Consider the following 24,141-nt stretch of genomic DNA (forward strand, 5'->3'; position numbering starts at 1 on the left):
GTCCGCCAATTCACGTCACCGCCATCGTTGCTTCGCACGATGGCGCTGACTTTTTACCACGCACTTTGGCCGCGCTGCGCAACCAGTCGCGGCCTATCGAACGCTTTGTCGGTGTTGACGCATCGTCCTCCGACGCATCGCTAGAGGTCCTGCGGGCGAACTTGCCGTCGAACGCCGCCCTGCTGGTGGCCGATGAGGGGTCGTTGGGACTGTCGCTGGAAGTGGCGGTGTCGCAGCTGCCCGAAGCGCGTGCGGACCGCGACGAATGGCTGTGGATCATCCACGATGACTCCATGCCTGCTCCCGACGCGCTGGAACAGCTGACCCGCACCGTCGAGGCTTCCGAGTCCGTCTCCATTGCCGGATGCAAGCTGCTGGATATCGACAACCCCCGCCACCTGGTGGAGGTGGGCCTGAGCGTCGACCGCAAGGCCCAGCGCCTGACCATGATCGACATCGACGAAGTCGACCAGGGCCAATACGACGGACGCAGCGACTACTTCGCCGTGTCCTCCGCCGGCATGTTCATCCGCCGCGAGGTCTTCGAGCAGTTGGGCGGATTCGACCCGGCGATCCCGGGCCGCGGCGACGACGTGGACCTGTGCTGGCGCAACCGCCTGGCCGGGCACCGCGTGGTCGTGGTGCCCAGCGCCAAGATGTACCACCAGGTCGAAGTTGTCGACTCGCTGGCTGGTCCGCGCGAAGCCAAGCGCTCCGAGGTCTTCCAGCGCCTGAAGTTCGCTTCGCCAGCGGTGCTGCCCTTCTTGTGGATCGGGTTGCTGCTCGGCGGCATCGGCCACTTCCTCGTGGCCTTGCTGGCCAAGGATCCGGGCCACGGGTTCGGCCATTTGGGTTCGGTGCTGCGCGGGCTGTTCTCCCCGGGCAAGCTGGCGGCATCGCGCCGTAATGTCGCCCAGATCCGCGAGATCCCGCGCCGCCAGGTCCGCAAGCTGATGGTCTCCGGTGCCAAGGTGCGCGAATACCGCCGCAATGTGAATACGGGACGGACCGATGGCGAAGTCTATGGCGACGGCAGTGGTGCCGATTCCATGGTTGAACCCAGTGGCGACAACTTCTCCGACTTCGTGCGGATCGCCCGCCCGCCGCGCACCACCGCGGTGCTCTCGCTGATCCTGGTTCTGCTGCTCTCCGCGGCGGCTTCCCTGATCGCATGGCGCAGCCTGTTCGGCTCCACCGCCCTGTCCGGTGGCGCACTGCGCCCGCTGTCCAACAGCAGCCGGGAAATCGGCGCCAACGCGCTGTCCTGGTGGCAGAACATTACCACCGGCTTGAGCGCCCCGCCGGATAATTCCGACCTGCTGTTCTGGCTTTTCTCGCTGGTGACCTTCAACCATGCCAATGAAGCCTCCGTCTATCTCTTCTTCGCCGCGATGCCGCTGGCAGCACTCACCGCCTGGTGGGGGATTGGCTCGGTCAGCCGCTCCCGCGCGGTGCGGTTCCTTGCCGCGCTGATCTGGGCGCTGCTGCCGTCATTGATTTCTTCGCTGGCCTCCGGACGCATCGGCTCGGTGCTGATCCACATCTTGCTGCCGCTGTTCTTCCTGGCGATTATCCGCGCCATGAACGCCCATGTGGCGATCGAGGGCGCGAAGCCGAAGAACGCGAAGCAGCAGTCGGTTTCCGCGTGGACCGCCTCGGCCAGCGCCGCATTGCTGCTCTGGGTGATCTCCGCCGGCTCCGTCTCCTTCTTCCTGACCGCGAGCATCCTGGTCTACGTGCTGGCCTTCTTCTCGGTGCGCCGCGCCCGCAGCCTGTGGTGGATCCCGCTGCCTGCGATCGTGTGGAACCTTCCGCTGCTGTTCGCCGGCCTGGGCGATGCGCGGCTGCTGTTCACTGAGCCCGGCGCCGCGAATGCGTTCACGCCGGCTGCCCCGTGGCAGATGCTGCTGGGCTTCCCGGAAGCCTTCAACGCCAACGCCTCGCTGGTGGGCTGGGACTTCCTGCCTGCCGGACCGTGGGCCCTGGTCGCAGCCCTGCTGGTCGGTGCCCCGATCCTCGCGCTGGCGGTCTTCGGAACCTTGAGTTCTTCGTTCAGCCACAGCGCCAGCATGCGCCGCAACTCCCGCCGCCTGCTGTGGGGCGCGGTGCTGTCGCTGGCAGCGGGCTGGGCAGTCGGCTTTGTGCCCTTCACCCTGGACTCGCATACCGCGGTGAGCGCCTACACCGGCCCGTACGTTTCCTTCGCCATGTTCGCGCTGCTGGCAGCTGCCGCCAACGCGTTGGCCGCCCTGCGCCACGAGGACCAGCCGCGCTCGATGCGTGTGGCCGGTTCACGTCCGGCGATGAGCCTGATGGCCGCTTTCAGTGTGCTTGCCGTGCTGGCCTCGGGCTGCGTGCTGCTCGGCGCCCAGCTGAATCCGGCAGCCGAATCCGAAACGCTGACCGCGATGAACTCGGCCCAGCAGGTCCACGGCTCGCAGCCGCGCACCCTGCCGGCAACCGCAGCCGATGCAGGCCGCTCCGAGTTCCAGAAGCGCACCTTGGTGCTCAGCCCGCGGTCCTCCGGCGAGATAGACAGCCAGCTGGTGTCGGGTTCCGGCGAGACGCTGGACAGCATCAGCCGCTACTCGCAGGTCAAGCAGCTGGCCGGTCCGCTGCTGGAGCCTGAGCGCAATGAAGATTCCGCCACCGCAAAGGTCCAGAGCAATGCCGTAGCGATGCTGCTGTCCGAATCCGCGTTGGACTCGCGCGAGTCCTTGCGCGACTTGGGCGTGGGCTTCGTGGTGCTGAACGAAACCGGCGAATCCGTCCCGGCGACCGTACGCACCTTGGATGCGGCAACGGGGTTGGCGTCGGTTGGCCAGACCGACAGCGGCTGGCTGTGGCGCGTGGACTACGAAGCCGATGAAGAGCAGCAAAGCGCTGGCTTTGCCCGGATCGTCTCCGCCGATGGAGACGTGACGGTCTTGCCGACCCAGCGTGGCAAGATCACCAATCTGCAGATCCCGGCCGCGGATTCCGAGCGCACGCTGGTCCTGGCTACCGCGTCGGATCCGAAGCTGCGTGCCAGCGTCGATGGCGAATCCCTGCGTTCGGTGGCCTATCCCGAGGATTCGGAAACCCGTTGGGCCCAGGCCTACGAGCTTCCTGCCGAGGGCGGCAAGCTGACCTTGTCGCACAAGGACTCCATGGCCATTCCGGTGCTGCTGCTCAGTGCAGTAGTTCTGCTGATCACGGTGCTGCTGGCCATTCCAGTGCCAAGTTCGCGCCGATTGGCCAACTACCGGAACATCGAATACCGCTTCCGTGAACCACGCGGCGAGAACGAAGAACTTGCCGATGGTTCGGCAGTTCTGGCCGCGGCCGAAGTCCAGAGCCCGGCAACGGCCACCGGTACGATGCCGTTGAGCCGCCGTGAGGCACGCGAACGCGCCAGCGAGATTCGTGAGAACTTGACCCCGAAGCTCAGCGACCGGATTTCGGATGCTGATGCCGAGCAGGAGAAGAAGTAGTGAGCGACGAGAAGAACGTGGACTCAGCGGATTCTGCTGACCAGCCAACTGCACAGACCCCGGCCCCGAAGCCGGTCTCGGCCCAGCCGGAAGCCAAGGACGCCACCCCGGTGTCGGCGACGCTCTCGCGTGCCGAGGCCAAGGCCGCCAAGGCCAGGGCCAAGGTCGACGCCAAGCTGGAGAAGGCTCGCGCCAAGGAAGCCCAAGCCCGGGCCAAGACCGAGGCGAAGGAAGCGGCGAAGGCCGCGAAGGCTGAGCCCAAGGCCGCTAAGCAGGAAGATCCAAAGCCAGAACAGCTGCCCGAGGCGGACTCCGGCGCAAAGGACAGCAAGGTAACCTCGCCTGCTGCGGTTCCGGCCGACGAGCAGGCTGAAGGCAAGCGCGCAGCACAGGAACAGGCACCCAAGCCTGATTCCGTTCAGGACGGCTCAGCCAAGGACGACTCCGCCAAGACCAGCACGGTGGCCCCCGAAGCCGCGCCCGCCAAGCCGGCAACGGCTGGTGAGTCCGCTGCCGGCAAGACCGATGCAGCAGCCAACCCAGAACCGGTTGCCAAGCCGGATCACGTCGCCGAGGCGGAGCCTGCCAAGGAGGAGGACGCAACGGCAGTAGCCGGCAATGCCGATTCTGCACCTGCGCGCGAGGCTGAGCCGAAGACCTCCTCCGCCCAGGATTCAGAAGCTGGTGCCGCCGCGGCAGCCGTTGCTGCCGCAGGGAAGGCCAAAGCCGGCGATTCACAGTCCGGAGAAGAAGCCGCGACGGCACAAGCACCGGAAGATCCGAAAGCCGCCAAGCGCCGCCAGAAGCTGGAGAAGGTCCGCGCACGGAAAGCCGCTAAAGCTGCCCCTGCGGCTGCCAGCACAGCTGCTCATCCGGCAGCCGAGCCGGAGGCGGAGCCTGCAGACGGCAAGGTCGCCGAGCGCCGCCACAAGCTGGACAAGGCCCGAGCCGCGGCTTCCAAGGATGCGGTGTCCGCGCCGGTGCGGAAGAAAACTGGCGCGGTACTGCTCAGCCTGGCTGCGGTGGTGGCCGCCGGAGCTGTCGTAGGCGCCGGATCGATTTTTGCCCCGGCACCGGCCGAGAAGTCGTTGCCGGCTGCCGTGACGAACCTGCCCGCCGGCGACTCCAGCAGCGTCTGCCCGGGAACCCCGCAGCTGCTCAAGGGCGTGGAAGGCACCGACGCGCAGTTCGCCCCTGGCGCCAAGGACGTTTCCAGCAACCTGCGCAGCATTGCCGTATCGGATCTGGCCAAACGCATTCCCGGTTCATCCTTCACCAAGCTTGATGGCAGCGATGCGCGTCAGCTGACCGAGCGCATCGCCGAGGATGAAGCTGCCCAGGCCCGTGGCGCCGATGAGGAGGGGCTGACCGGGCGCGCCAGCAAGATTTCAACTGCCAACGATATCGATGACACCCAGGTCTACACGTTGCAGCCGCTGGGCCAACTCGCTTCGAAGGGCAGCGCCCTGCGCAGCTACCAGGCCAAGGACGGCGACCTCGCCGGGCTTGCCGCCGCAACTTGCCAGGCTCCGGCATCCAACTGGCGCTTCACCGGCCTGCAGACCAGCACCGGATCCACCAGCGTGATGCATTTGGCCAACCCAACGCACACCACGGCCCAGGTGTCCCTGCGTCTTCGGGGCCCGGACGGCCTGATCGACACCTCCACGCTGCAGAACATTGTCCTGGCAGCGGGGGAGAGCCGGGCGATCGTGCTCGGCGGCTATGCGCAGGATTTGAATTCCATTTCGGCTGAGGTCACCAGCATTGGCGGAAAGATCACCGCCTCGGTCCAGCAGGCCGCCTTGCGCGGCTTGACCCCATCGGGTGTTGAACTGGTCGGCGCGAACGCGACGGCTTCCAACAGCCAGGTGATTCCGGGCGTGTGGATCGAGAGCAAGGAAAATGTTTCCAAGCTGAGCAAGGACGACAAATCCCTGGTTCCGCAGCTGCATGTCTCGGCGACCGGCTCCTCGGGCGCCGGGTTCAAGGTGAAGGTCCTGGGGGCTGACGGTGAAGTTGCTGCCAGCTTCGACGAGAACCTTGCCGTTGATTCGGACGCCACGAAGGTCGTGAACCTGAACCAGTTGGCTGGCGGGTACTACACGGTGGTCGTCGAATCCGATGCCCCGGTCACCGCAGCGGTGAAGATGGTCCGCGGCGCTGATCCCAAGGAGTCCTCGGACACTGCGTGGGCGGCCAGCTCCAATGTGCTCGCCGGGACGCAAGCCATGCCGCTGTCGGCTAACGGCACCGGCAAATTCGCCATCGCCGCCGTCGCGGCGGACTCGGCGGTGGAAGCAGTGGTCGTCAATAAGGACGGCAAGCTGGAGGACCCAGAGAAACTGCAGATCAAGGCCGGCCAAAGCATTGTCTTTGATCCGAAGTCGGTCTCCGACGACGCCCAGGCAGTCATCTTCTCGACGGATGCCAACGCCTACCTGGCCCAGCTGGTGCTCGGCTCGGACCGTTCCATCGCCTGGGCTGCCATGCCGCAGGCGAATGCCGGACGCGACGGCATTGTGGTGAACATCGGCGGCTAGGAACGCGCCATTAAGGAACTGGAACTTTGACGACTCCCTTCGCGTGGCTGGCGCAGCGGATCAGGCTGGAGCGGCGCTCGCTCAAGGCGGCCTCGCTCTCGGCGATGATCGCGGCAATCCTGATTATCGTCGGCGGCGGTGTCGTGCGCGTCACCGGTTCCGGGCTGGGTTGCCCGGACTGGCCAACCTGCACCGGCGGTTCCATCGCCCCAACCGCTGAAATGGGAATTCACGCGACCATCGAGTTCGTGAATCGGCTGCTCACCTTTGTGCTGTGCGCGGCCGTCGGCTGGGTCATCATTGCCGCCCGCCTGCAACGCGAGCCGGTTCCGGGCATCACCCGATGGGCATGGTTCCAATTCTGGCTTGTCGTGCTCAATGCGGTCATCGGCGGAATCACCGTTTGGGTGAAACTGAACCCCTATGTCGTGGCCGCGCATTTCCTGGCCGCAACCTTGCTGCTCACCGCCGCGGCGGCAACTTGGGACAAGGTCCAGAATCTGGGCTTTGCCAGCGAGGCGGCCAGCACCGATTCGCTCAAGTCGATGGGAACCTGGCTCGTGGCGATCAGCGCACTGCTGGTCATCATCGGCACCGGGGTGACCGGATCAGGCCCGCATGCAGGGGACTCGGCCGAGGTCCCGCGGATGGGCTTCGACTGGCTGCAGATCACCATCGTGCATGCCGCCGCAGCTGTTGGCGCGCTGGTTGTTGCCCTGGTGCTGTGGCATCAGGCAAGACAGCAGCAAGTTCCGGTTGTGGCGCACAAGGCCAAGCTGTTCATCTGGGTATTGGCCGGGCAGGGGCTGATCGGGGTGGTCCAGGCCGTGACCAGCTTGCCAGAGCTGCTGGTGGTGGCCCACTTGGTAGGTTCTGCGCTGGTCTGGATCGGCGCCGTGCGCGTTGGCTTGGCCTCCCATGCAACGGCACGTGGCATCCAGCCCCAAAACAGCTAGGGAAATGTCCGCTTAGAAGTCAGGATCCTCAGGGAAATACATGGGATCGACTTCCGAGATCGGCTTCATCCAGAGCTGGGCGACCTCATGCACCACGCACTGGTGGACCAGATCCAGGAGTTCGCCGGCGTTCTCCGCAATCTGCTCGATGGGCAACCGGTAAATGACGATGCGCGCTGGCCGGCCGGGCGCAGCCGGCTTGGAGGATGCCAGCGGCACCCGCTCGCCCAGCGCGGCAGCCTGTTCCAGCAACTTTCCGCTGGGCACCGGATCGATCAGGAAATCTATCTTTTCGATTTCTCCGGGCCAGCGTTGCGACAGCCGTTGCGCGCTGGCCATCACCGCATCATCGAATCTTTCCGGGCGCGAACGGTAGGCGGGAAGATGCATGGGCATCAGCGGGCCACGCCGTCCGCGTCCGTGGCGGCCGCGCCGCGGACCGCTGGGACGATCAGGCAACTTGGAGCTCATTGATTCAGCCTAGCGCGTCGGGCGCTGTGCCGATGCCCATAAGCCCGCAATTGGGCGAAGATCCCAAAGATGTGCTGGCCGGCGAAGTAGAATGGGAAGCGTGGAAGGTCTTCGTCTTTGTTCTCGCCCTGCCTGCCGTGAAGCGGCCCGCGCTACTCTTACCTACGTATACGCAGATTCAACTGCTGTTCTTGGACCTTTGGCGACGTACCCCGAACCGCATTGCTATGACCTGTGTGCCCAGCATGCCAACCGCCTGACTGTTCCCAGCGGCTGGAACCTGATCCGTGGAGCCATCCCGGACGTGCTGGAACCGGAGGACGAACTGAACGCCTTGGTGAATGCCGTCCGTGATCGGGAACCGAAGGTTCGCCAACCACGCCACGCATCGAATTCGCCCATTGATTCGGTCCGTACCCGCGAAACCAGTGCCCAGCGCTTCGACTCCCGGGTCCGCTTGGCTGTTCTTCCGGCCGCCGACGAAGAATCCTAGACCTCTTTCCCACGAATTCTTGAAGCTGCCTCCGTTCGTTGGCGGCATTTGCCCCACCGCTTTGTGTCCTAGCTGAAACCCGTTTTTGGTGTGGTAATCCGCCGGATGGCTGGGCGTGCTGGATATGCTAAAGGCGCATGGGCCGTGTTCGGCCCATGATGCGACCCTAAAACAGCACACCATCGCGCGAATTGCAGGAGGACTCCTCATGGCTGAGGCGGCGAAGAACCCCACTGGAGGGCAAGGATCTACGGGCCAGCCGGCACCGGCTGCCACTGGCAACGTGCCAAGCCCACAGGCCAGCCTGAGCCAAAAAGCTGAAGAGCTCACTGCGCGCCTGGAACAGCACAAGAACCAGGCCCAAGCCGACGCCGTTGCCCAACAGGAAAAGGCTCGCAAGGAGGCTATCCGCCGCGCGATGTCAGGCAAGACCGAAGCCGATGCCAAGAACCCTGCTTCAGCACCAGCGGACAAGGCGCGGCCTGCCCAGGTAAAGCCAGCCGCAGCCAAGGCCCCGTCAGCCAAGCCAGCCGCAGCCAAGGCACCTGCAGCCAAGCCAGCCGTAGCCAAGCCAGCTGCGGCCAAGCCGGCCGCGGCGAAGCCAGCCGCCGCCAAGCCGGCCGCCGCCAAGCCGGCTGCGGCCAAGCCGACCGCCGCCAAGCCGGCAGCCAAAGAGCCGGTGGAAGATGTCATCCGCGCCATCAAGCTGCCGCACGAAATCGAAGCCGAGAAGCGTGCGCAGAGCGAAGCCAAGGCAACAGCCGGAAAGACCGCAGAGCCGCAAGCCGACGAGAAGAGCTCCACTGCGCAAAGCGTGCCGCCGGTGTCCGCCGCTCCGAAGACCGGATCCCTGCCGACAACCAAGGCAGCCGTCGCCCAAGCGCGCAATCGCGTCTTCGGCAGCTACGCCCCAGAGCCAGAACCCTCCGAAGCGGCGATGAAGCGCAGGGTTGCACGTGAACGGGCGCTGAACTCGAAGCCTGCCCTCGGGCGCACGGCGCAGGTGATTGTGGCGCTGGTCTTCCCGTTGCTGACCCTGATTGCCGCGATCCGCTTGGTCGCTACACCGGCGTTCCTTGCCCTGTCCTACGGCCGCCCTGGATTCCCTAGCGATTCCTTCGGCTTCACCGATGCCGAGCGCCTGACCTACGGCAGCTACGGGGTGGACTACCTGAACAACTTCGCCGGACCGGAATACCTGTCCGGGCTGAAGCTTTCCACCGGTTCAAGCATGTTCACCGAGGGGGAGGTCCAGCACATGGTGGACGTGAAGAACCTCATCGGGTTCGCCTACATCCTCGGAGCGGTGCTCGCGGTCATCTTGATTATCGGGATCTGGTACCTGGCCAAGCGCTATGCAGGCGGCGTACGCCGTGCGTTGTTCTCCGGAGCCATCTTGGCCTTGGTCGGCATTGCAGCCTTGGCAGTCTTTGCGATCATGGGATGGGATAACTTCTTCACCCAGTTCCACGCGTTGTTCTTCTCAGACGGCACCTGGACCTTCAACGTCAGCGATACGCTGATCCGCCTGTACCCGGAGCAGTTCTGGCTCGATAGCGCGATCGCCATTGCCGTGCTGGTGCTGGCCACCATCATCGCCGTGATCATCAGCTGCTGGCCTACCGGGCGCCGTCGCGAGGCAGCCCGGCTGCGCCAGGAGGCCCGCGCCTTCGGCATTGGCAACTAGCCGGCACAGGCCATAAACAGCAGGGGAGCAGTTCACCATGAACTGCTCCCCTTGGCTATTTCCAGCGCGAATTATTTGCGGTAGAGGGCTTCCACCCGATCTTCGAATTCCTCGAGAACGCTCTGGCGCTTGAGCTTCAGCGAGTTCGTCAGGTGCCCCGAAGCTTCGGTGAATTCCTCTTCCAGCACCACGAACTTGCGAATGGACTCGGCCTTGGAAACGGTCAAGTTGGCGGTATCCACGTAGCCTTGGACCTCGGCGATCACCGCAGGATCAACTGCCGCCTCAGCCAAGGTCATTGCCCCAAGGCCCTTGGCCTTGGCCCACACTGCCAACTCTTCGGGATCGAGCGTCATCATGGCCGTGATGAATGGGCGCTGTTCGCCGGCCAGCACGCACTGGGCCACGATGCGTCCGGCGCGGACCATCTCTTCCAGCGGGCCTGGCGAGACATTCTTGCCCCCGGCGGTGACGATCAGTTCCTTCTTGCGACCGGTCACCTGCAGGAATCCGCCATCATCCAGGACACCGGTATCGCCGGTCTTGAAATAGCCGTCTTCGTCGAAAACCTCGGCCGTGGCTACAGGGTTGTTGTGGTAGCTGGCGAAAACTCCGATCCCCTTGACCAGGATTTCACCGTCATCCGCGATCTTGATGGAGGTGCCGGGAATCGGACGGCCCACGGTGCCCACGCGGTTTCGCGATGCCTGATTCACCGTGGCCGGTGCGGTGGTTTCGGTCAGGCCGTAACCCTCCAGCAGCTGGATGCCGGCGCCGCGGAAGAAGTGCGCCAGATCCGGATTCAGCGCACTGGCTCCGGAGATCGCGTAACCGCACTGGCCGCCGAAAACTGCCTGCAGCTTCGGGTAGAGCACCTTGCTGAAGATGGCATGGCGGGCACGCAAGCCCAACGGCATGCGCGCCTTGAGGCCACGTGACCGCGCATCACGGATCTTGGAGACCTCGATGGCCGCCTGCTCGGCTTTGAGGAAGAGGTCAGCCTTGCCGCCGAGTTCAGCTGTGGCCAGGGCGCTGGTGCGGATCTTCTCGAAGACGCGCGGCACGGCCAGCAGGAAGCCGGGCTTGACCACGGACATGTCCTCGACCAGGTTGGCCATCGAGCTGGAGTGCGCAATCACCGATCCGCCGTGGATGCAGGTTTGCTGGACGGCACGAGCCAATACGTGGGCCAGCGGAAGGAACATCAGCGTCCGGCGTTCTTCACCGAGCACTTCGAGCATGTTTCCGGCCAGGTTGTGCGCCACCATGGCGAAGTTCGAATGGGTCATATTGCAACCCTTGGGGCGTCCGGTAGTGCCCGAGGTGTAGACCATCGTGGCCACATCCTTGAGGGCCATGGATGCGCGGCGTGACTCGATCAGCTGCTCGTCGATCTGATCGGCCGGAACCATCAGCTGGTGCAGACCGGCGGAGGGGATGAGCGTCGTATCGTCCGCGTCGGAGCCCTCGAAGATATGGGTGCGCACCGGTTCGCCGAGCTGAGCCGCCGCCTGGCGGACGGTAGCGCGCAGCTCATGGTTTTCGGCGAACACCACGCGCGCACCGGAGTCGCGCAGGATCCATTCGACCTGGAAAGCGCTGGAGGTTTCGTAGATTGGCACCGACACGCCGCCGGCGAACCACACGGCTTCCTCGGCCAAGGCCCACTCGTAGCGGGTGCGGGAAATAATGGCGACCTTGTCGCCGGGCTGCAATCCATCATTGATCAGCACCATTGCCAGGCGCTTGACATCGATGAGGAAATCACCGGCGCTGAGATCATGCCAGGTGCCGTCTCGCTGCACGCTGAACAGCGGGCGTTGTGCGCCGCGTGCTACGCGATCAAGGAGCAGGTTCGTCGTGTTGACCTCTGGTGCCAGATCAGTCAGCAGCTCGACGGTCACTTCTTGCATTGAGGAACTATCCTTTGGAAATCGATGGTCGTCTTAGTGGCCTATTTCATGGAAACAGGTGGCCAAGCCGCGGGCGGCCTAGCCCCAGCTGGGGAGCCACACGTGCAAGCGCCAGTAGTCATCCGCGATCATTTCCCCACTCCAGATCGGCCAGAAAAAGGCCGATGTGACTAGGAGCAGCGCCATGAATGCGGTGACCGCGATGACGCGTGACCGGTACACGGCACCGGAATTCGGATGGCGTGGAATGAACCTGCCAATCATATACGTCAATGCGAGCACCATGAACGGGACCAGCGGCAGGGTATAGAAGAAGAACATGGTGCGTTCCGGGTACATCAGCCACGGCAGGAACCCGGCCGCCACCGAGGAGAGGATCGCTCCGGCGCGCCAGTCCCGGGCGCCGATCCACCAGAGAATCAGCAGGAACATGCTGATGGTGCAGGCCCACCACATCAGCGGGTTGGGCAGGTCGGTGATGACCTCGGTGCAGCGGTCCAGCTCGCAGCCGTTGACGCCCTTGTCGTAGCCTTCGAAGTAGAACAGCACGGGACGTCCGGCGAACGGCCACGTCCACGGCGAGGACTGCCAGCCGTGCTCGGAATTCAGCCCGGTATGGAATTCGTAGCCGGCCTGGTGATAGTGCCACAAGGAACGCAGTGGAGCTGGCAGCCAGCTGATGCCTTCGCCGGGGTTCTCCTCGGCCCAATGGCGGTAGCGTCCGCCCTGGGTTACCAGCCATCCGGTCCAGGTGGACAAATAGGTCAGCAGCACCAGCGGCATCATGGTGAAGAAGGAATACACGCCGTCGCGGATGAATGCCGCCGATTGCCACTTGTGGATTCCTGCGGTGCGCCGCGCGCCGAAATCCCAGAGCACTGCCATCAGGCAGAAGACTGCCACGAAGGACAGCGCCGACCACTTGATGCCAACGGCACCGCCGAGCATGATTGCGGCGATCAGCCGCCAAGGACGCCACCAGAGCATGGGGCCATGCATGAGCAGGAAATCATCGGGGCGATTGCCCTCGGGCACCGAGAGCTTCCGTGCCAGCGCGGTTCTGCCATGGATCCGGTCCTTGAGCAAGGCATAGAACGCTGCAAGCACGAAGAACATCAAGAAGATGTCCAGCAATGCGGTGCGCGACATGACAATTGAATGCCCGTCGATGGCCATGAGCAACCCGGCGATGCCGGCCAGGAGGTGGGAACCGAAGAGCAGGCGGGCGCACAGGGTGACGAGCAGAACCGAAAGGGTGCCGATCAGGGCCGTGGAAAAACGCCAGCCGAAGCCGTTGAAGTCGCCGAACAGGAGCATTCCCACGCCGATCATCCACTTGCCCAGCGGCGGGTGGACGACGAAGGAAGATTCATTTTCCAATTGCGGATTGCCTGCGATGAACTGCTCGTCGCTGTCGTCGGCCCATTCGCGCTCATAGCCGCTTTGCAGCATCGCGAAAGCATCCTTGACGTAGTAGGTTTCGTCGAAGATCAGCAGGTGCGGGTGGGCGAGATTGACCATGCGCAGCAGGCCGGCAATGGCTGTTACGACGAGCGGAACGATCCACATCAGCGGGCCGCCAGGGGCCACCACAGGCAGGAGCCGCTGTTTCAGGCTCTCGAAGGTGAAGGCCTGTCGCGCCGAGCGTACGTGGCCGGTGTGCGGAGTGTCTAAAGCCGAGGTGCCCATCACCAGTTCATGCTACCGGTGGAAAGTCCAGAAAGTGGGCTTTTCCTGCGTCGCGTAGGGTTAAGAATGTGCAGAACTCAGATAATGAGGGCGTAATCGTCCTGGGTGCCACCCCGATTGGCAACTTGTCCGATGCTTCCCCGCGTCTGCGGGAGATCATGGCCAGCGCCGATATCATCGCCGCGGAGGACACCAGAAACTTCCATCACCTCGCCAATGCCTTGGGCATCAAGATCACCGCGAAGGTGATGAGCCTGCATGAGCACAACGAGGCGCACAAGCGCTCCGAGGTGATTGAACTGGCCGCCGAGGGCGCTACCGTGCTGGTGGTTTCCGACGCCGGCATGCCGGCGGTCTCGGACCCCGGGTACCCATTGGTGGCAGCCGCTATGAGCGCTGGCATCCGGGTCACCGCGGTACCTGGGCCTTCGGCGGTGCTCACCGCGCTGGCCCTGTCCGGATTGCCCACCGGCCGCTTCACCTTCGAAGGTTTCCTGCCGCGCAAGGCAGGCGAACGCCGCAAGCGCTTGGACTCGCTGCTTGCCGAGGACCGCACCATGGTGTTCTTCGAAGCTCCGCACCGGCTCAACGATTTCCTGGACGCTGCCATCGAAGCGTTCGGCCCGGATCGCCAGGCCGCCGTAGCCCGCGAGCTGACCAAGAAGTTCGAGGAAGTCCGCCGGGATTCGCTGGCGGGACTGCGCGCCTGGGCGGAAGATGGTGTGCGCGGGGAAATTGTCGTGGTCATCCACGGCGCCCCGGAAGCCGAGGCCGCCTCGATCGAGGACCTGCTGCCCAAGGTTGCAGCACTGGTTGACGAAGGCATGCGGATGAAGCAGGCCGTGGCCAAAGTGGCAGAAAAATCCGGCGTGAAGAAACGCGAGCTCTACGAGGCGGTCCTGGCAGCACGTCACGAAGCGGAAAAATAGCCGTGACCGCATAGGCTAAATGCACAATGAATGCTCGCTTCCATGGTGCAGACGGAGATTTACAGCTGCCATCTGCCGGGAATAGCGTAGACATCAAAGACGATCAGTTTTCATTATTTTCTATCAGGAGATGCTCGTATGTCGATTACTGCCCAGCGCGAAGCAGAGCTGCTCGCCAAGGTACCAACCGGCCTGTTGATCAATGGCGAATGGAGGGATGCCTCCGACGGCGGCACCTTCGACGTGCTTGACCCGGCTACCGGCGAGAAGCTGCTGACCCTGTCCAGCGCTACGAGCGAAGATGCCATGGCAGCCCTGGATGCGGCTGACGCTGTCCAGGCCGAATGGGCACTGACCGCACCACGCGAACGCGCAGAGATCCTGCGCCGCGCCTTCGACCTGGTCACCGAGCGCAAGGACGACTTCGCGCTGCTGATGAGCCTGGAAATGGGCAAGCCGCTGGCCGAGGCCTACGGCGAAGTGACCTACGGTGCCGAATTCCTGCGCTGGTTCTCCGAGGAAACCGTACGCCACTACGGCCGCTACATCACCACCCCGGAGGGCAAGAACAAGGTGCTGGTCCAGCACAAGCCGGTTGGCCCCTGCCTGCTGATCACCCCATGGAACTTCCCGCTGGCCATGGCTACCCGCAAGGTCGGACCGGCAGTAGCAGCAGGCTGCACCATGGTGCTCAAGCCAGCCAAGCTGACCCCGCTGACCTCCCAGCTGTTCGCTGCCACCATGATGGAAGCAGGACTTCCAGCAGGCGTGCTGAACGTGGTTTCCGGCGCTTCGGCCTCGAAGATCTCCGGCCCGCTGATGGCCGATGACCGCCTGCGCAAGGTATCCTTCACCGGCTCGACCCCAGTGGGCAAACAGCTGATGAAGGACGCGGCTGACAAGGTCCTGCGCACCTCGATGGAACTGGGCGGCAACGCTCCATTCATCGTCTTCGAAGATGCAGATTTGGACGCCGCTGTCGAGGGCGCCATGGCCGCCAAGATGCGCAACATGGGCGAAGCCTGCACCGCGGCCAACCGCTTCCTGGTTCACGAGGATGTTGCCGAGGAATTCACCGCCAAGTTCGCCGCGGCGATGAAGGCGCTGAAGCCAGGACGCGGCACCGAAGCCGACACCACCGTGGGCCCGCTGGTCGAGGAAAAGGCCCGCGACGAGGTCCACTCGCTGGTCGAGGCCGCCGTGGCCGCCGGCGCGACCGCCGTCACCGGCGGTGCCCCAGTTGAGGGTCCGGGCTACTTCTACCAGCCAACCGTGCTGGCCAATGTCGCTAACGACGCCAAGATCCTGTCCCAGGAAATCTTCGGCCCAGTGGCACCAGTGACCACCTTCAAGGACGAGGCCCAGGCAATCAAGCTGGCCAACTCCACCGAATACGGTCTGGCTTCCTACATCTACTCGCAGGACCTGAACCGCATGTTCCGCGTTTCCGAGCAGATCGAATTCGGCCTGGTTGGATTCAACGCTGGCGTGATCTCCAACGCCGCTGCTCCATTCGGAGGCGTTAAGCAGTCGGGTCTGGGCCGCGAAGGCGGCGCCGAAGGCCTGGAGGAATACACCACCGTGCAGTACATCGGCATTGCCGATCCATACGCGGCCAAGAAGTAGATTCTCCAGCTCCTGCCAACGCCCAACCGGAACGTTCCGGTTGGGCGTTGGCCGTTAAGACCCGGGTGCTACAGCTGGATTCGACGGGAGCTGCGCGTGCGGCCATGACGCGCGTGCACCGAAGCAGGGAACAAGAACGCCGAGATTCGCTGCAACACCGTCAGCTCGCCACGCAAATTGGCTTGGACCGCATGCAAGGTATCCAGCAACGTGGCGGCATCATCAGCGCCCAGATGCCGGTTGGCGTAGAAGCTTTCCTGGATGACAGTTTTCAAGGACTGCAGTTCCTTGGCGATCTGGGGGTGGTCTTCGCCCAGCCGGGTGGTGTAGTCGCCGGCTGACTCGTGGTTGCCGGCTGGTTCCCGGTAATCGGCCCCGATGGCCTGCAGCTCGGCCAGCAGCGCTGGCGCGGCGTCATCCCCGCCTTGGCGCACGCGTCCCAGCCGTTCTTCGCGGAGGCGATGGCGGCGCCACGGGGCGATCCCCAGCGCCACGGCGGCCAGCAGCACGATGGCCGGCACCAGCCACGCAGCCTGCGCGCCTTGTTCCACGGGCTCTGCGGGCTGCGCCTGGACGGAAGGGCTGCCACTGGCAGGCAGGCTAGGGTTGCTGCGCTCGGTGGGGACTTGAGGTGCTGTGCTTTCTTGCGGGGCAGTGGTGCGCGTTGGTTCCGGCGCGTAGCTCGGGGCATAGCCGCGCCCAGGTGTGGGTTCGAAGGGAATCCAGCCCAGCCCGTTCAGATACAGTTCTGGCCATGCGTGGGACTGCTTTCCGCTGACGGTGTAGCCGGTGAGCTCGGTACCTTCTGCCAGACGGCGTTCCGGCGTGCTCTGGGCTGTGTCCCCGGTGATTTCGAGGGTTTCCCCGTTGGCTTCGCCCGGTGCGTACCCCACGGCAATACGCGATGGGATGCCGGCTTCACGGGCCAGCAGGGCCATGGCCGAGGCGAAGTGCACGCAGTACCCCTGGCGCCGGGTCAGGAACGCTTCAACGACGCGGCGATTGGCCCCGTCGTAGCCTTCGCGCAGGGGAGTGCGTTCGGAATACACGAAATTCCCGGAACGGAAGAAATGCTGCAAGGCCACAGCGGCATCGATGTCATTGGCCGGCTTCCCCTCGTCGCCGAAGGCCTCGTCGAGGGTTTGCTGCAACAGCGGTTCCAGGGTGTTGTCCGGATCTTGCGGAAGACGCAGGTATTCACCGGCCAGCTGGTCCCCGGCATCAATTCCGAAATGCCCGATATTGCGGACCATTTGCGTGCTGATGTCCAGATCCGAGTAGGCCACTGAAATGTCGTTGGTGGCTGCCATGGCGTCGCCAGTGAGCCTGGCCACCGAAGTTTCGTGGGTCCAGTTCCAGTCTCCGACGATGCCCTGCACGAAATAGGACTGATTGGGCAGGGGAAGCACGGGGCTGCTGATGCCTTCGGGCCAACTCATGCGCAGTACTTCGCTGGTGCTGTTGAACGTGCTGAAATTCCGTGTCACCGCTGACGTGCCATCAAGGGTGTGCTGCATCAGGCCCTCAGTTGGTTCCCAGCGGTCCGTGGAAAGATCCTTGATCACTTGCGTGCGCAGGTAGGGTGCTTCCTCAGCGGTGGTGTAGTAGTCCAGGATGGGAGCTCCGCTGTTAGAGCGGAGGTCTCTTCCGAGGTTGATCAGCGGATCGACATTGCTGGCCAGCAGGTCGCCGGATGGCCGTTGCCCCTCGGGGAACATGCCGCTGCGGAAACCCGGCATCCAGAAGCTGGCTGCCAAGAGCACACCGACACAGGTCATCGCGCTGATGCCGAGAATGCCTAGCGACCTGGGCGTGGGAAGCTTCGGCTGAGAGTGCTTGGACGATGCAGGGACGAAAAGATAGGGAATCAGCGCTATGTAGCCGAGAACTCCCAGCACCAGCAGCGAGAGATAGCCGATTCCCGCACCTTCCTGCTTGAACAGCGAGGCAATGACAGGTGCCAGGGACAAGGGCATGATGATCAGCATGGCGGTGCGACGGAAGCTGGCCAGCAGCTCGACGAGCAGGCTGATAGCCAGGGTAAAGCACAAGATGCTGAACGCCACATAGCGGGAATTGGCTACCGGAGGAACCTGCGTAGCGAATTGCATGCCCGCTTCAGCCAGCGCAGACCAGACCCATTGGGCGAACGGCACCCCATAGATGTTGATTTCGCTGGCAGGGCTGAGCGCGATGGATGCCACGGCGATACCAGCGGCAGCCGGGAGGGCGGCCCAGCGCACGCCGCGGACTGCGCGCAGCAGCCCGGCGCACAGGTGCACGGCGAAGACCGGTACGACTAGGGCCGGGAACCAGCCGGAACCTTCGATGACCCCGGACAGCGAGGCGGTCCCGGCCAAGACTGCGACTGCAAGGCAGCAGGCAGCGGCCACCCGCAGCAGCAAGAGCCGCATCGCGGTCGCAGGACCGGGGCGCGGAACGTGATTTTCGGGCTCCAGGGATTGACCGGGAGCCACAGCAAGGCCAGCGCTCATCATCCCCACATCTCGTCTATTGCCATATTGCCGGGAAGGATATGCACCTTCCAGCTGGTGCGTGCCAGCTCATGCTGGATCGCCAGATAGCGTTCAGGGTGGCTGACCAGCAGGAAAATTTCAACATGGCGTACGGTGCGTGAGAGCGTCGCCAGCCAGGCTGCCTGCGGGGCATCGAGTTCTCCGAGGATCATGATGACCGGTTCTTCGCGGAATCCCAGCAGCTCCTTGTGCAGGGTGCTGCCCAGGATCTCGGGACCGTTGGCTTCAACGCTGCCGTTGTCCAAGGACAGCTCCGTGGTCGCGGCATGGAAATCCTCGAAACTGTTCAGTGCGCCAAGCTCGGAGATGCTATGCAGGTCCCGTTGGGCCAAGGAGGTCCCGGCGAGGTTGCGGAAGGCGAGCTGGTAGCCGCTGGTGGCGTATCTCAGGCCGATGCTGCTGGCCAAGGACAACGCGTTTTCAAAGCGGCGGCTGCTGGTCAGCGCTTCAGCGTGAGCCTGCGGCAGGGAGATCCGCAGATCCGATCCGCTGTGGTTCCAATGCTCGAAGGAGGTATCCAAGACCAGGAGTCCTTGGGCGGTTGCCACATGGTTCTCCTGGCGGACCATGAGCTTGGCGTGGCGGGCGCTGGCCTTCCAATGCACCTGGCGGATGGAGTCGCCCTGCTGGTAGTCGCGGGTCGCGACATCGTAGTAATCGGCGGTGGTGCTCCGGGAGAACTTCGCATCGCCGGTGAGCGTTCGCTCTCCGAGCGAGGCGAAACGATCCAGCTCATGCAATTGCGCGCGCACCGGAACCTGCAATGACTCACCGGTGCGCACCATGCCCTGGATCAGCCCCAGCGGGTCAACGACGATCTGCTGGGCTGGGCCCATGAGATGGATCCCGCGGGTGCGGAACACCAATTCGTACTCTATGGATCCCGGAGCTTGGAGCCGTGGGCCGGGACCGAAATCTTCGGGCAATCGCTCTTGGATGGTGGACCGCTCAGCACAGGACAAGCGGAACTTGCTGACCTCGCCGACTGTGGGAACCTCCGAGAGCAGCTCGCGGTGGATATTGGTGCGTCCGCGCAGGCGCATGGCCAAACCCCAGCTGGCCGAAGCCAAGGCCAGAAGGCCCAGGCCCAAGGCCATCATTTCGTGCCGGCCTAGCAGATAGGCCAGGAAGAGCAGAAGCCCGCCTGCCCCGGCGGTGCACCAGCCGCGCACCGTGAACAGGTCAAGGTGCCAGCGGCGCAATGCAGTATCCGCGCTTTCGGTGCGCGTCCAGGACAGCGCGTCGCGCGAATCATAGCGGGGGATCTTCTCCATGGTTGCGGCGCTAGTTCACCGGGGTGCTGGCAACCAGCTCCTGGATTACCGCACTGGCACCCAACCCGTCCGCCACCGCTCGCCGGGTCAGGATCAGCCGGTGGTTCAGCACCATCTCGGCGACGCTGCGGACGTCTTCCGGCAAGACATGGTCGCGCCCATGGATCGCTGCGTGGGCCTTGGCAGCGCGAACCCACTGGATCAGCGCGCGGGGCGAAGCGCCGAGCGCTATCTGCGGATGCTCGCGGGTGGCCCGGCCCAGGTCCACCACGTAGGCACCCAGCCGTTCGGTGACCGTTACCGCTTTCACCTGCTCGATCATGTGCCCCAGATCCTCCAGCTGCACCACTGCCTGCAGCGCTTCCAGGGGGTCGAATTCATGCCGGCCGGTCAGTATGGTGATTTCGGCGTCGCGTTGCGGGTAGCCCAGTGACAGCCGTGCCATGAATCGGTCGCGCTGCGCCTCGGGCAAAGCGAAAGTGCCTTCGGACTCCACCGGGTTCTGCGTGGCCACGACCATGAATGGCTGCTCCAGCCGATGGGTGATCGAATCGACGGTGACTTGCTGCTCTTCCATGCATTCGAGCAGTGCCGACTGGGTTTTGGCGTTCGCGCGGTTGATTTCATCGGCGATGACGATATTGGCGAAGACCGGCCCGGGATGGAAAGTGAATTCGTGGGTCTGCGGGGAGTACACCGAGACGCCGGTGACATCGCTGGGCAAGAGATCCGGGGTGAACTGGATGCGGTGCACCGAACCGTTGACACTGCGGGCCAATGACTTGGCCAGCATGGTTTTGCCGACACCGGGAACGTCTTCCAGCAACAGGTGGCCCTGTGCCAGCAGGACCGTCAACGCGCTGGTCACAGCCTCGGGCTTTCCGGTGATGACGCATTGGACAGCGTCGAAAATGCGCTGGCAATTGGACTGGAATGCCGAATCGAGCGACGGCACTGTTCGGTTAGCACTCATGCGCAGTTCCTCCTGGAGAATGAACCAGGGACAAGATCCACCGTCCCGGGATGCATTCAATTGGGTCTTGCATCACATCATATGGGGTTCTTTTATCCAGTAACAGAGCCTAACTGCAGCGGAATGAGCGCCTGATTGTTGCCAATGCGCCTAGTGGTGCCACAATTAACCACAGATTCCATCCCAGTACCCACGCGCAAAGGATTATCGTGTCCAAGAAGAAGCACACTGATCCCACCTTGGTTCCCGAGGCCTACCGCCCCGCGGAGCAAGCTACAGCAGCAGGCCAGGGGGAGCGGGCGCGCGCCACGGGCAACGAAAATGGCGGAAGCCAGCGCAACCTGCACTACCCGCCAGCGCCCGAGCCGCTGCCGGTGCCCGTGGTCGATAACCATACGCATCTGGATTTCCTGGATGGAACCGTGAAGGTCGAGGCTGCCGATGCGCTGGCCGCGGCGGCCTCCGTTGGTGTCAAGGGGCTGATCCAAGTCGGCTGCGACGTGGAATCATCCGAGTACGCGGTCGAGGTCGCCAACCAGTACCCGAATATCCTGGCCGCGGTGGCCATCCACCCCAACGATGCCGCGCGCCTGGCCGAGCGCGGAGAGCTGGAAGCGGCAATTGCCCGGATCGAGGAGCTCGCCGCGGATTCGCGGGTACGTGCCATTGGCGAAACCGGGTTGGACTACTTCCGCACCGGCGAAGACGGGCGGGGCGCCCAGGAGCATTCCTTCCGCGAGCACCTGCGCATTGCGGTGGAGCAGGGCAAGGCGCTGCAGATCCATGACCGTGATGCCCACGAGGATGTGGTGCGGGTGCTCAAGGATGCGCCATTGCCTGGGAAAGTGGTCTTCCATTGCTTCTCGGGTGATGCCCGGCTGGCCCGGGTCTGCAACGACAACGGCTGGTACATGTCGTTCTCCGGAACCGTGACGTTCAAGAATTCCCACGATCTCCGCGAAGCTTTGTCGCTGGCGGATCCGCAATTGCTGCTCGTGGAAACCGATGCGCCGTTCTTGACCCCGCACCCCTTCCGTGGCCGCCCGAACGCCAGTTACATGATTCCCTACACGACTAGGTTCTTGGCGGAAAACAAGGGAATCGAGCTGGCAGAATTCTGCACCCTGATCGAAGCGAATACCCGGGAAGTGTACGGAGAATTCTAGACCCGCCGGTTGTGTGTCTCGTTACAGGACACTTGCCACAAATATAACAATTCGGTTACGGTGGATGAGATGTCCGGTACCGCCTCTGCCTGTTTTTGGCAAGGCGTGTTCGGGACAGCCTGATCCTCAACGCTTTGCAGCAGGTGGAAACACGGCGCAATTTTGATTGAAGGACAGGCAGCGAACACTGCCGGGCCCACCGATGATTCTGGACGGAATCGGCGGAAGCGGGCCTACAAACGATGGGGATCTCATTACCGTGACTCACTTGCTCAAGAAGACCTGGGTGAAATACCTGGCGCAGGCGCTCGCCGTAGCCGTGGTTATCGCCGGCGCTGTTTTCTACATTTCCGGACAGAAGTCGGTTGTCATGTCGGTTGACGGACAGCGCCAGGAAATCACCACCCGTGCCGCCACCGTCGGCGCACTGCTGGAACAGCAGGATGTCACCTTGGCTGAGCGCGATGAGATCTCCGCAGCACTGGATTCCGAACTTGTCGACCAGCAGCTGGTTGACATCAAGCGCAACAAGTCGATTGAAGTCACCGTGGATGGCACCGAGCGTGTAGTGCACACCACCGGCATGACCGTTGCCGACGTTGTCGAGCAGCTCGACCTGGAAAAGGGTTCCGAGGTATCCCTGGACGAGGACATGCAGTTGGCCGCCTTGAGCGATGACCTGGAAGTCATCACGCCCAAGGAAATGACCCTGGTCGTCAAGGATAAGAAGAAGAAGGTCGCAACGACCGCTTCGACCGTCAAGGAACTGCTTGCCGAGGAAAAGATCGAGGTCGACGGCAACGACGAGATCAACGTCAAGATCAAGGACGAAACCGACAAGAACGTCAAGGACAGCGTCAAGCTGGAAGCCGGCATTACCGTCGAGGTCATCGACGTCACCGTGAAGACCTGGGACGAAACCCGCGACATCGACTTCGAGACCAAGAAGATCAAGGACAGCTCGCTGGACAAGGGCGACACCGAGGTCAAGACCGAAGGCAAGAAGGGCGAGCGCCAGCTGACCCTGCGCCAGGAAACCCGCAACGGCAAGAAGGGCGAGGAAGAAGTCCTCAAGTCCAAGGTCACCAAGAAGCCAGTGGCCGAGGAAATCCGCGTGGGCACCAAGGAAGAGAAGAAGGAATCCTCCTCCTCCAAGAACACGCCAACCCCGGGCGGCATCTCCGCAACCTGGGCAGCACTGGCCAAATGCGAATCTGGTGGCAACTGGTCGATCAACACCGGCAACGGCTACTACGGCGGCCTGCAGTTCTCCGCTTCCTCATGGCGTGCAGTCGGCGGCACCCAGTACGCACCGCTGCCGCACCAGGCAACCCCGCAGGAGCAGATCGCCGCGGCTGAGGTACTGCGTCGTTCCGGTGGCTGGGGCCACTGGCCAGCATGCTCGGCCAAGCTGGGCCTGCGCTAAAGACATAAGCCAAGCAGCAACGCGACGCGTCCACCATCACGGTGGACGCGTCGCGTTGTTATGTTTGGATGAATCTAGCTGAACTAGAATTGGATCTGTGATGTCTAAGGAATCTTTGCCGCTGCTTGGGGCCACCGAAATCCGTCGTCTGGCCGAAGAGCTGGGAATCCGCCCTACCAAGACGCTGGGGCAGAACTTTGTGATTGATGGGAACACCATCCGCCGCATCGTCGCCGCCGCCAAAGTCGACCCCTCGGAAACGGTGCTGGAAGTAGGCCCGGGCCTGGGCTCCCTGACCCTGGGCATCATGGACGCCGCCGCCAAGGTCGTGGCCGTGGAAATTGATCCGCCATTGGCCAAGCGCCTCCCGCAAACCATGGCCGAATTCCGCCCGGGCCGCGAAGACGACCTGACCGTGATCCTTTCCGACGCCATGAAGGTCACCGAACTTCCCGGCGAACCCACCTCGCTGGTCGCCAACCTGCCCTACAACGTCGCCGTCCCGGTGGTGCTGCACCTGCTGGAGCACTTCCCGTCCATCCGCAACGGCCTGGTCATGGTGCAAGACGAAGTGGCCGACCGGATGGCCGCCACCCCAGGCAGCAAGATCTACGGCGTACCTTCGGTGAAGGGCGCCTGGTACGGCACCATGCGCAAGGCCGGTGTGATCGGCATGAATGTTTTCTGGCCAGCTCCGAAGATCCATTCTGGCCTGGTGGGCTTCACCCGCGACAAGGACCGCAGCGATGCCCCGGACCGCGAAGAAGTCTTCGCCATCATCGATGCGGCTTTCGCCCAGCGCCGCAAGACCTTGCGTGCGGCCCTGTCAGGCTGGGCCGGATCCGGTGCGCGCGCAGAACAGATCCTGGTGGCCGCCGGCATCGATCCGAAGGAACGCGGCGAGAAACTGGACATCGAGCAATACATCGACATTGCCAGGGCCGCCCAGGATGTTCCGGCTGAAGCTCCGGCGAGCGAGGCCTAG

General features: G+C 63.5%; 16 protein-coding genes. 10 read left to right on the forward strand and 6 right to left on the reverse strand.

The features are described from left to right. Positions 1-8 precede the first annotated feature (8 nt). The 3 genes from BKX98_RS17110 to BKX98_RS06665 are packed head-to-tail and all read left to right on the forward strand — an operon-like array spanning position 9 to position 6,972. Positions 9-3,473, forward strand: a complete 3,465-nt coding sequence (locus tag BKX98_RS17110) for a glycosyltransferase family 2 protein (protein WP_255372325.1) — start codon at positions 9-11, stop codon at positions 3,471-3,473. After that, on the forward strand, positions 3,473-6,016 hold the full coding sequence (locus tag BKX98_RS17010) for a DUF5719 family protein (protein WP_073706625.1): 2,544 nt from the start codon (positions 3,473-3,475) through the stop codon (positions 6,014-6,016). The genes BKX98_RS17110 and BKX98_RS17010 overlap by 1 nt, the downstream gene beginning before the upstream one ends. 26 nt (positions 6,017-6,042) lie before the next feature. Then, the gene (locus BKX98_RS06665; RefSeq protein ID WP_073706626.1) at positions 6,043-6,972 is read left to right on the forward strand and encodes a heme A synthase; all 930 of its coding nucleotides are present in this window, start codon (positions 6,043-6,045) and stop codon (positions 6,970-6,972) included. 12 nt (positions 6,973-6,984) lie between these two features. Here BKX98_RS06665 and BKX98_RS06670 read toward each other — a convergent pair whose 3' ends face one another. After that, positions 6,985-7,443: a metallopeptidase family protein gene (locus tag BKX98_RS06670; protein ID WP_038989879.1), complete on the reverse strand. Its 459-nt coding sequence runs from the start codon at positions 7,441-7,443 to the stop codon at positions 6,985-6,987. Positions 7,444-7,534: 91 nt separating this feature from the next. On the opposite strand from BKX98_RS06670, the gene BKX98_RS06675 reads away from it, so the two are divergent. After that, entirely contained in the window at positions 7,535-7,936 is a 402-nt protein-coding gene (locus tag BKX98_RS06675) for a DUF3499 domain-containing protein (RefSeq protein ID WP_073706627.1), read from the forward strand. 208 nt (positions 7,937-8,144) lie between these two features. After that, positions 8,145-9,623, forward strand: a complete 1,479-nt coding sequence (locus BKX98_RS06680; protein WP_083586669.1) for a TIGR01906 family membrane protein — start codon at positions 8,145-8,147, stop codon at positions 9,621-9,623. A 71-nt stretch (positions 9,624-9,694) separates the two neighbouring features. Here the strand turns inward: BKX98_RS06680 and BKX98_RS06685 are convergent, their stop codons facing one another. After that, the gene (locus BKX98_RS06685; protein WP_073706628.1) at positions 9,695-11,536 is read right to left on the reverse strand and encodes a long-chain fatty acid--CoA ligase; all 1,842 of its coding nucleotides are present in this window, start codon (positions 11,534-11,536) and stop codon (positions 9,695-9,697) included. Positions 11,537-11,614: 78 nt separating this feature from the next. Then, positions 11,615-13,225: a dolichyl-phosphate-mannose--protein mannosyltransferase gene (locus tag BKX98_RS06690; RefSeq protein WP_073706629.1), complete on the reverse strand. Its 1,611-nt coding sequence runs from the start codon at positions 13,223-13,225 to the stop codon at positions 11,615-11,617. Between the two features lie 68 nt (positions 13,226-13,293). Here BKX98_RS06690 and rsmI point away from each other — a divergent pair, with 68 nt between their 5' ends. After that, positions 13,294-14,154 (forward strand): 16S rRNA (cytidine(1402)-2'-O)-methyltransferase, encoded by an 861-nt coding sequence (rsmI, locus tag BKX98_RS06695; protein WP_073706630.1) that lies wholly within the window; start codon positions 13,294-13,296, stop codon positions 14,152-14,154. Between the two features lie 138 nt (positions 14,155-14,292). Further along, positions 14,293-15,780: an NAD-dependent succinate-semialdehyde dehydrogenase gene (locus BKX98_RS06700; protein ID WP_073706631.1), complete on the forward strand. Its 1,488-nt coding sequence runs from the start codon at positions 14,293-14,295 to the stop codon at positions 15,778-15,780. Positions 15,781-15,848: 68 nt separating this feature from the next. Here BKX98_RS06700 and BKX98_RS06705 read toward each other — a convergent pair whose 3' ends face one another. From BKX98_RS06705 to BKX98_RS06715, 3 genes are read right to left on the reverse strand one after another with little or no spacing between them, the layout of a single operon-like run. Continuing rightward, the gene (locus tag BKX98_RS06705) at positions 15,849-18,275 is read right to left on the reverse strand and encodes a transglutaminase domain-containing protein (RefSeq protein ID WP_073706632.1); all 2,427 of its coding nucleotides are present in this window, start codon (positions 18,273-18,275) and stop codon (positions 15,849-15,851) included. Continuing rightward, positions 18,275-19,591, reverse strand: a complete 1,317-nt coding sequence (locus BKX98_RS06710) for a DUF58 domain-containing protein (protein ID WP_073706633.1) — start codon at positions 19,589-19,591, stop codon at positions 18,275-18,277. The genes BKX98_RS06705 and BKX98_RS06710 overlap by 1 nt, the downstream gene beginning before the upstream one ends. Before the next feature lie 10 nt (positions 19,592-19,601). Next, a complete protein-coding gene (locus BKX98_RS06715; protein ID WP_073706634.1) occupies positions 19,602-20,564 on the reverse strand; it encodes a MoxR family ATPase in 963 nt (320 codons plus the stop codon). Positions 20,565-20,773: 209 nt separating this feature from the next. Here BKX98_RS06715 and BKX98_RS06720 point away from each other — a divergent pair, with 209 nt between their 5' ends. The 3 genes from BKX98_RS06720 to rsmA all read left to right on the forward strand — a co-directional run bounded on the left by BKX98_RS06720 (position 20,774) and on the right by rsmA (position 24,141). Beyond that, positions 20,774-21,730 (forward strand): TatD family hydrolase, encoded by a 957-nt coding sequence (locus tag BKX98_RS06720; protein ID WP_073706635.1) that lies wholly within the window; start codon positions 20,774-20,776, stop codon positions 21,728-21,730. Between the two features lie 259 nt (positions 21,731-21,989). Continuing rightward, positions 21,990-23,156: a resuscitation-promoting factor gene (locus tag BKX98_RS17360; RefSeq protein ID WP_038990154.1), complete on the forward strand. Its 1,167-nt coding sequence runs from the start codon at positions 21,990-21,992 to the stop codon at positions 23,154-23,156. A 100-nt stretch (positions 23,157-23,256) separates the two neighbouring features. Next, positions 23,257-24,141, forward strand: coding sequence for a 16S rRNA (adenine(1518)-N(6)/adenine(1519)-N(6))-dimethyltransferase RsmA (rsmA, locus tag BKX98_RS06730; protein ID WP_038989867.1), 885 nt, complete (start codon positions 23,257-23,259; stop codon positions 24,139-24,141).

Source organism: Glutamicibacter sp. 0426 (assembly GCF_001906485.1).
GTDB lineage: Bacteria > Actinomycetota > Actinomycetes > Actinomycetales > Micrococcaceae > Glutamicibacter > Glutamicibacter nicotianae.

Excerpts from the sequence above, each read along its gene's own strand:
- BKX98_RS06670 (WP_038989879.1), bottom strand. The coding sequence starts at position 7,443 with ATGAGCTCCAAGTTGCCTGATCGTCCCAGCGGTCCGCGGCGCGGCCGC.
- BKX98_RS06675 (WP_073706627.1), top strand. The coding sequence starts at position 7,535 with ATGGGAAGCGTGGAAGGTCTTCGTCTTTGTTCTCGCCCTGCCTGCCGT.
- BKX98_RS06680 (WP_083586669.1), top strand. The coding sequence starts at position 8,145 with ATGGCTGAGGCGGCGAAGAACCCCACTGGAGGGCAAGGATCTACGGGC.
- BKX98_RS06685 (WP_073706628.1), bottom strand. The coding sequence starts at position 11,536 with ATGCAAGAAGTGACCGTCGAGCTGCTGACTGATCTGGCACCAGAGGTC.
- BKX98_RS06690 (WP_073706629.1), bottom strand. The coding sequence starts at position 13,225 with ATGGGCACCTCGGCTTTAGACACTCCGCACACCGGCCACGTACGCTCG.
- BKX98_RS06700 (WP_073706631.1), top strand. The coding sequence starts at position 14,293 with ATGTCGATTACTGCCCAGCGCGAAGCAGAGCTGCTCGCCAAGGTACCA.
- BKX98_RS06705 (WP_073706632.1), bottom strand. The coding sequence starts at position 18,275 with ATGAGCGCTGGCCTTGCTGTGGCTCCCGGTCAATCCCTGGAGCCCGAA.
- BKX98_RS06710 (WP_073706633.1), bottom strand. The coding sequence starts at position 19,591 with ATGGAGAAGATCCCCCGCTATGATTCGCGCGACGCGCTGTCCTGGACG.
- BKX98_RS06715 (WP_073706634.1), bottom strand. The coding sequence starts at position 20,564 with ATGAGTGCTAACCGAACAGTGCCGTCGCTCGATTCGGCATTCCAGTCC.
- rsmA (WP_038989867.1), top strand. The coding sequence starts at position 23,257 with ATGTCTAAGGAATCTTTGCCGCTGCTTGGGGCCACCGAAATCCGTCGT.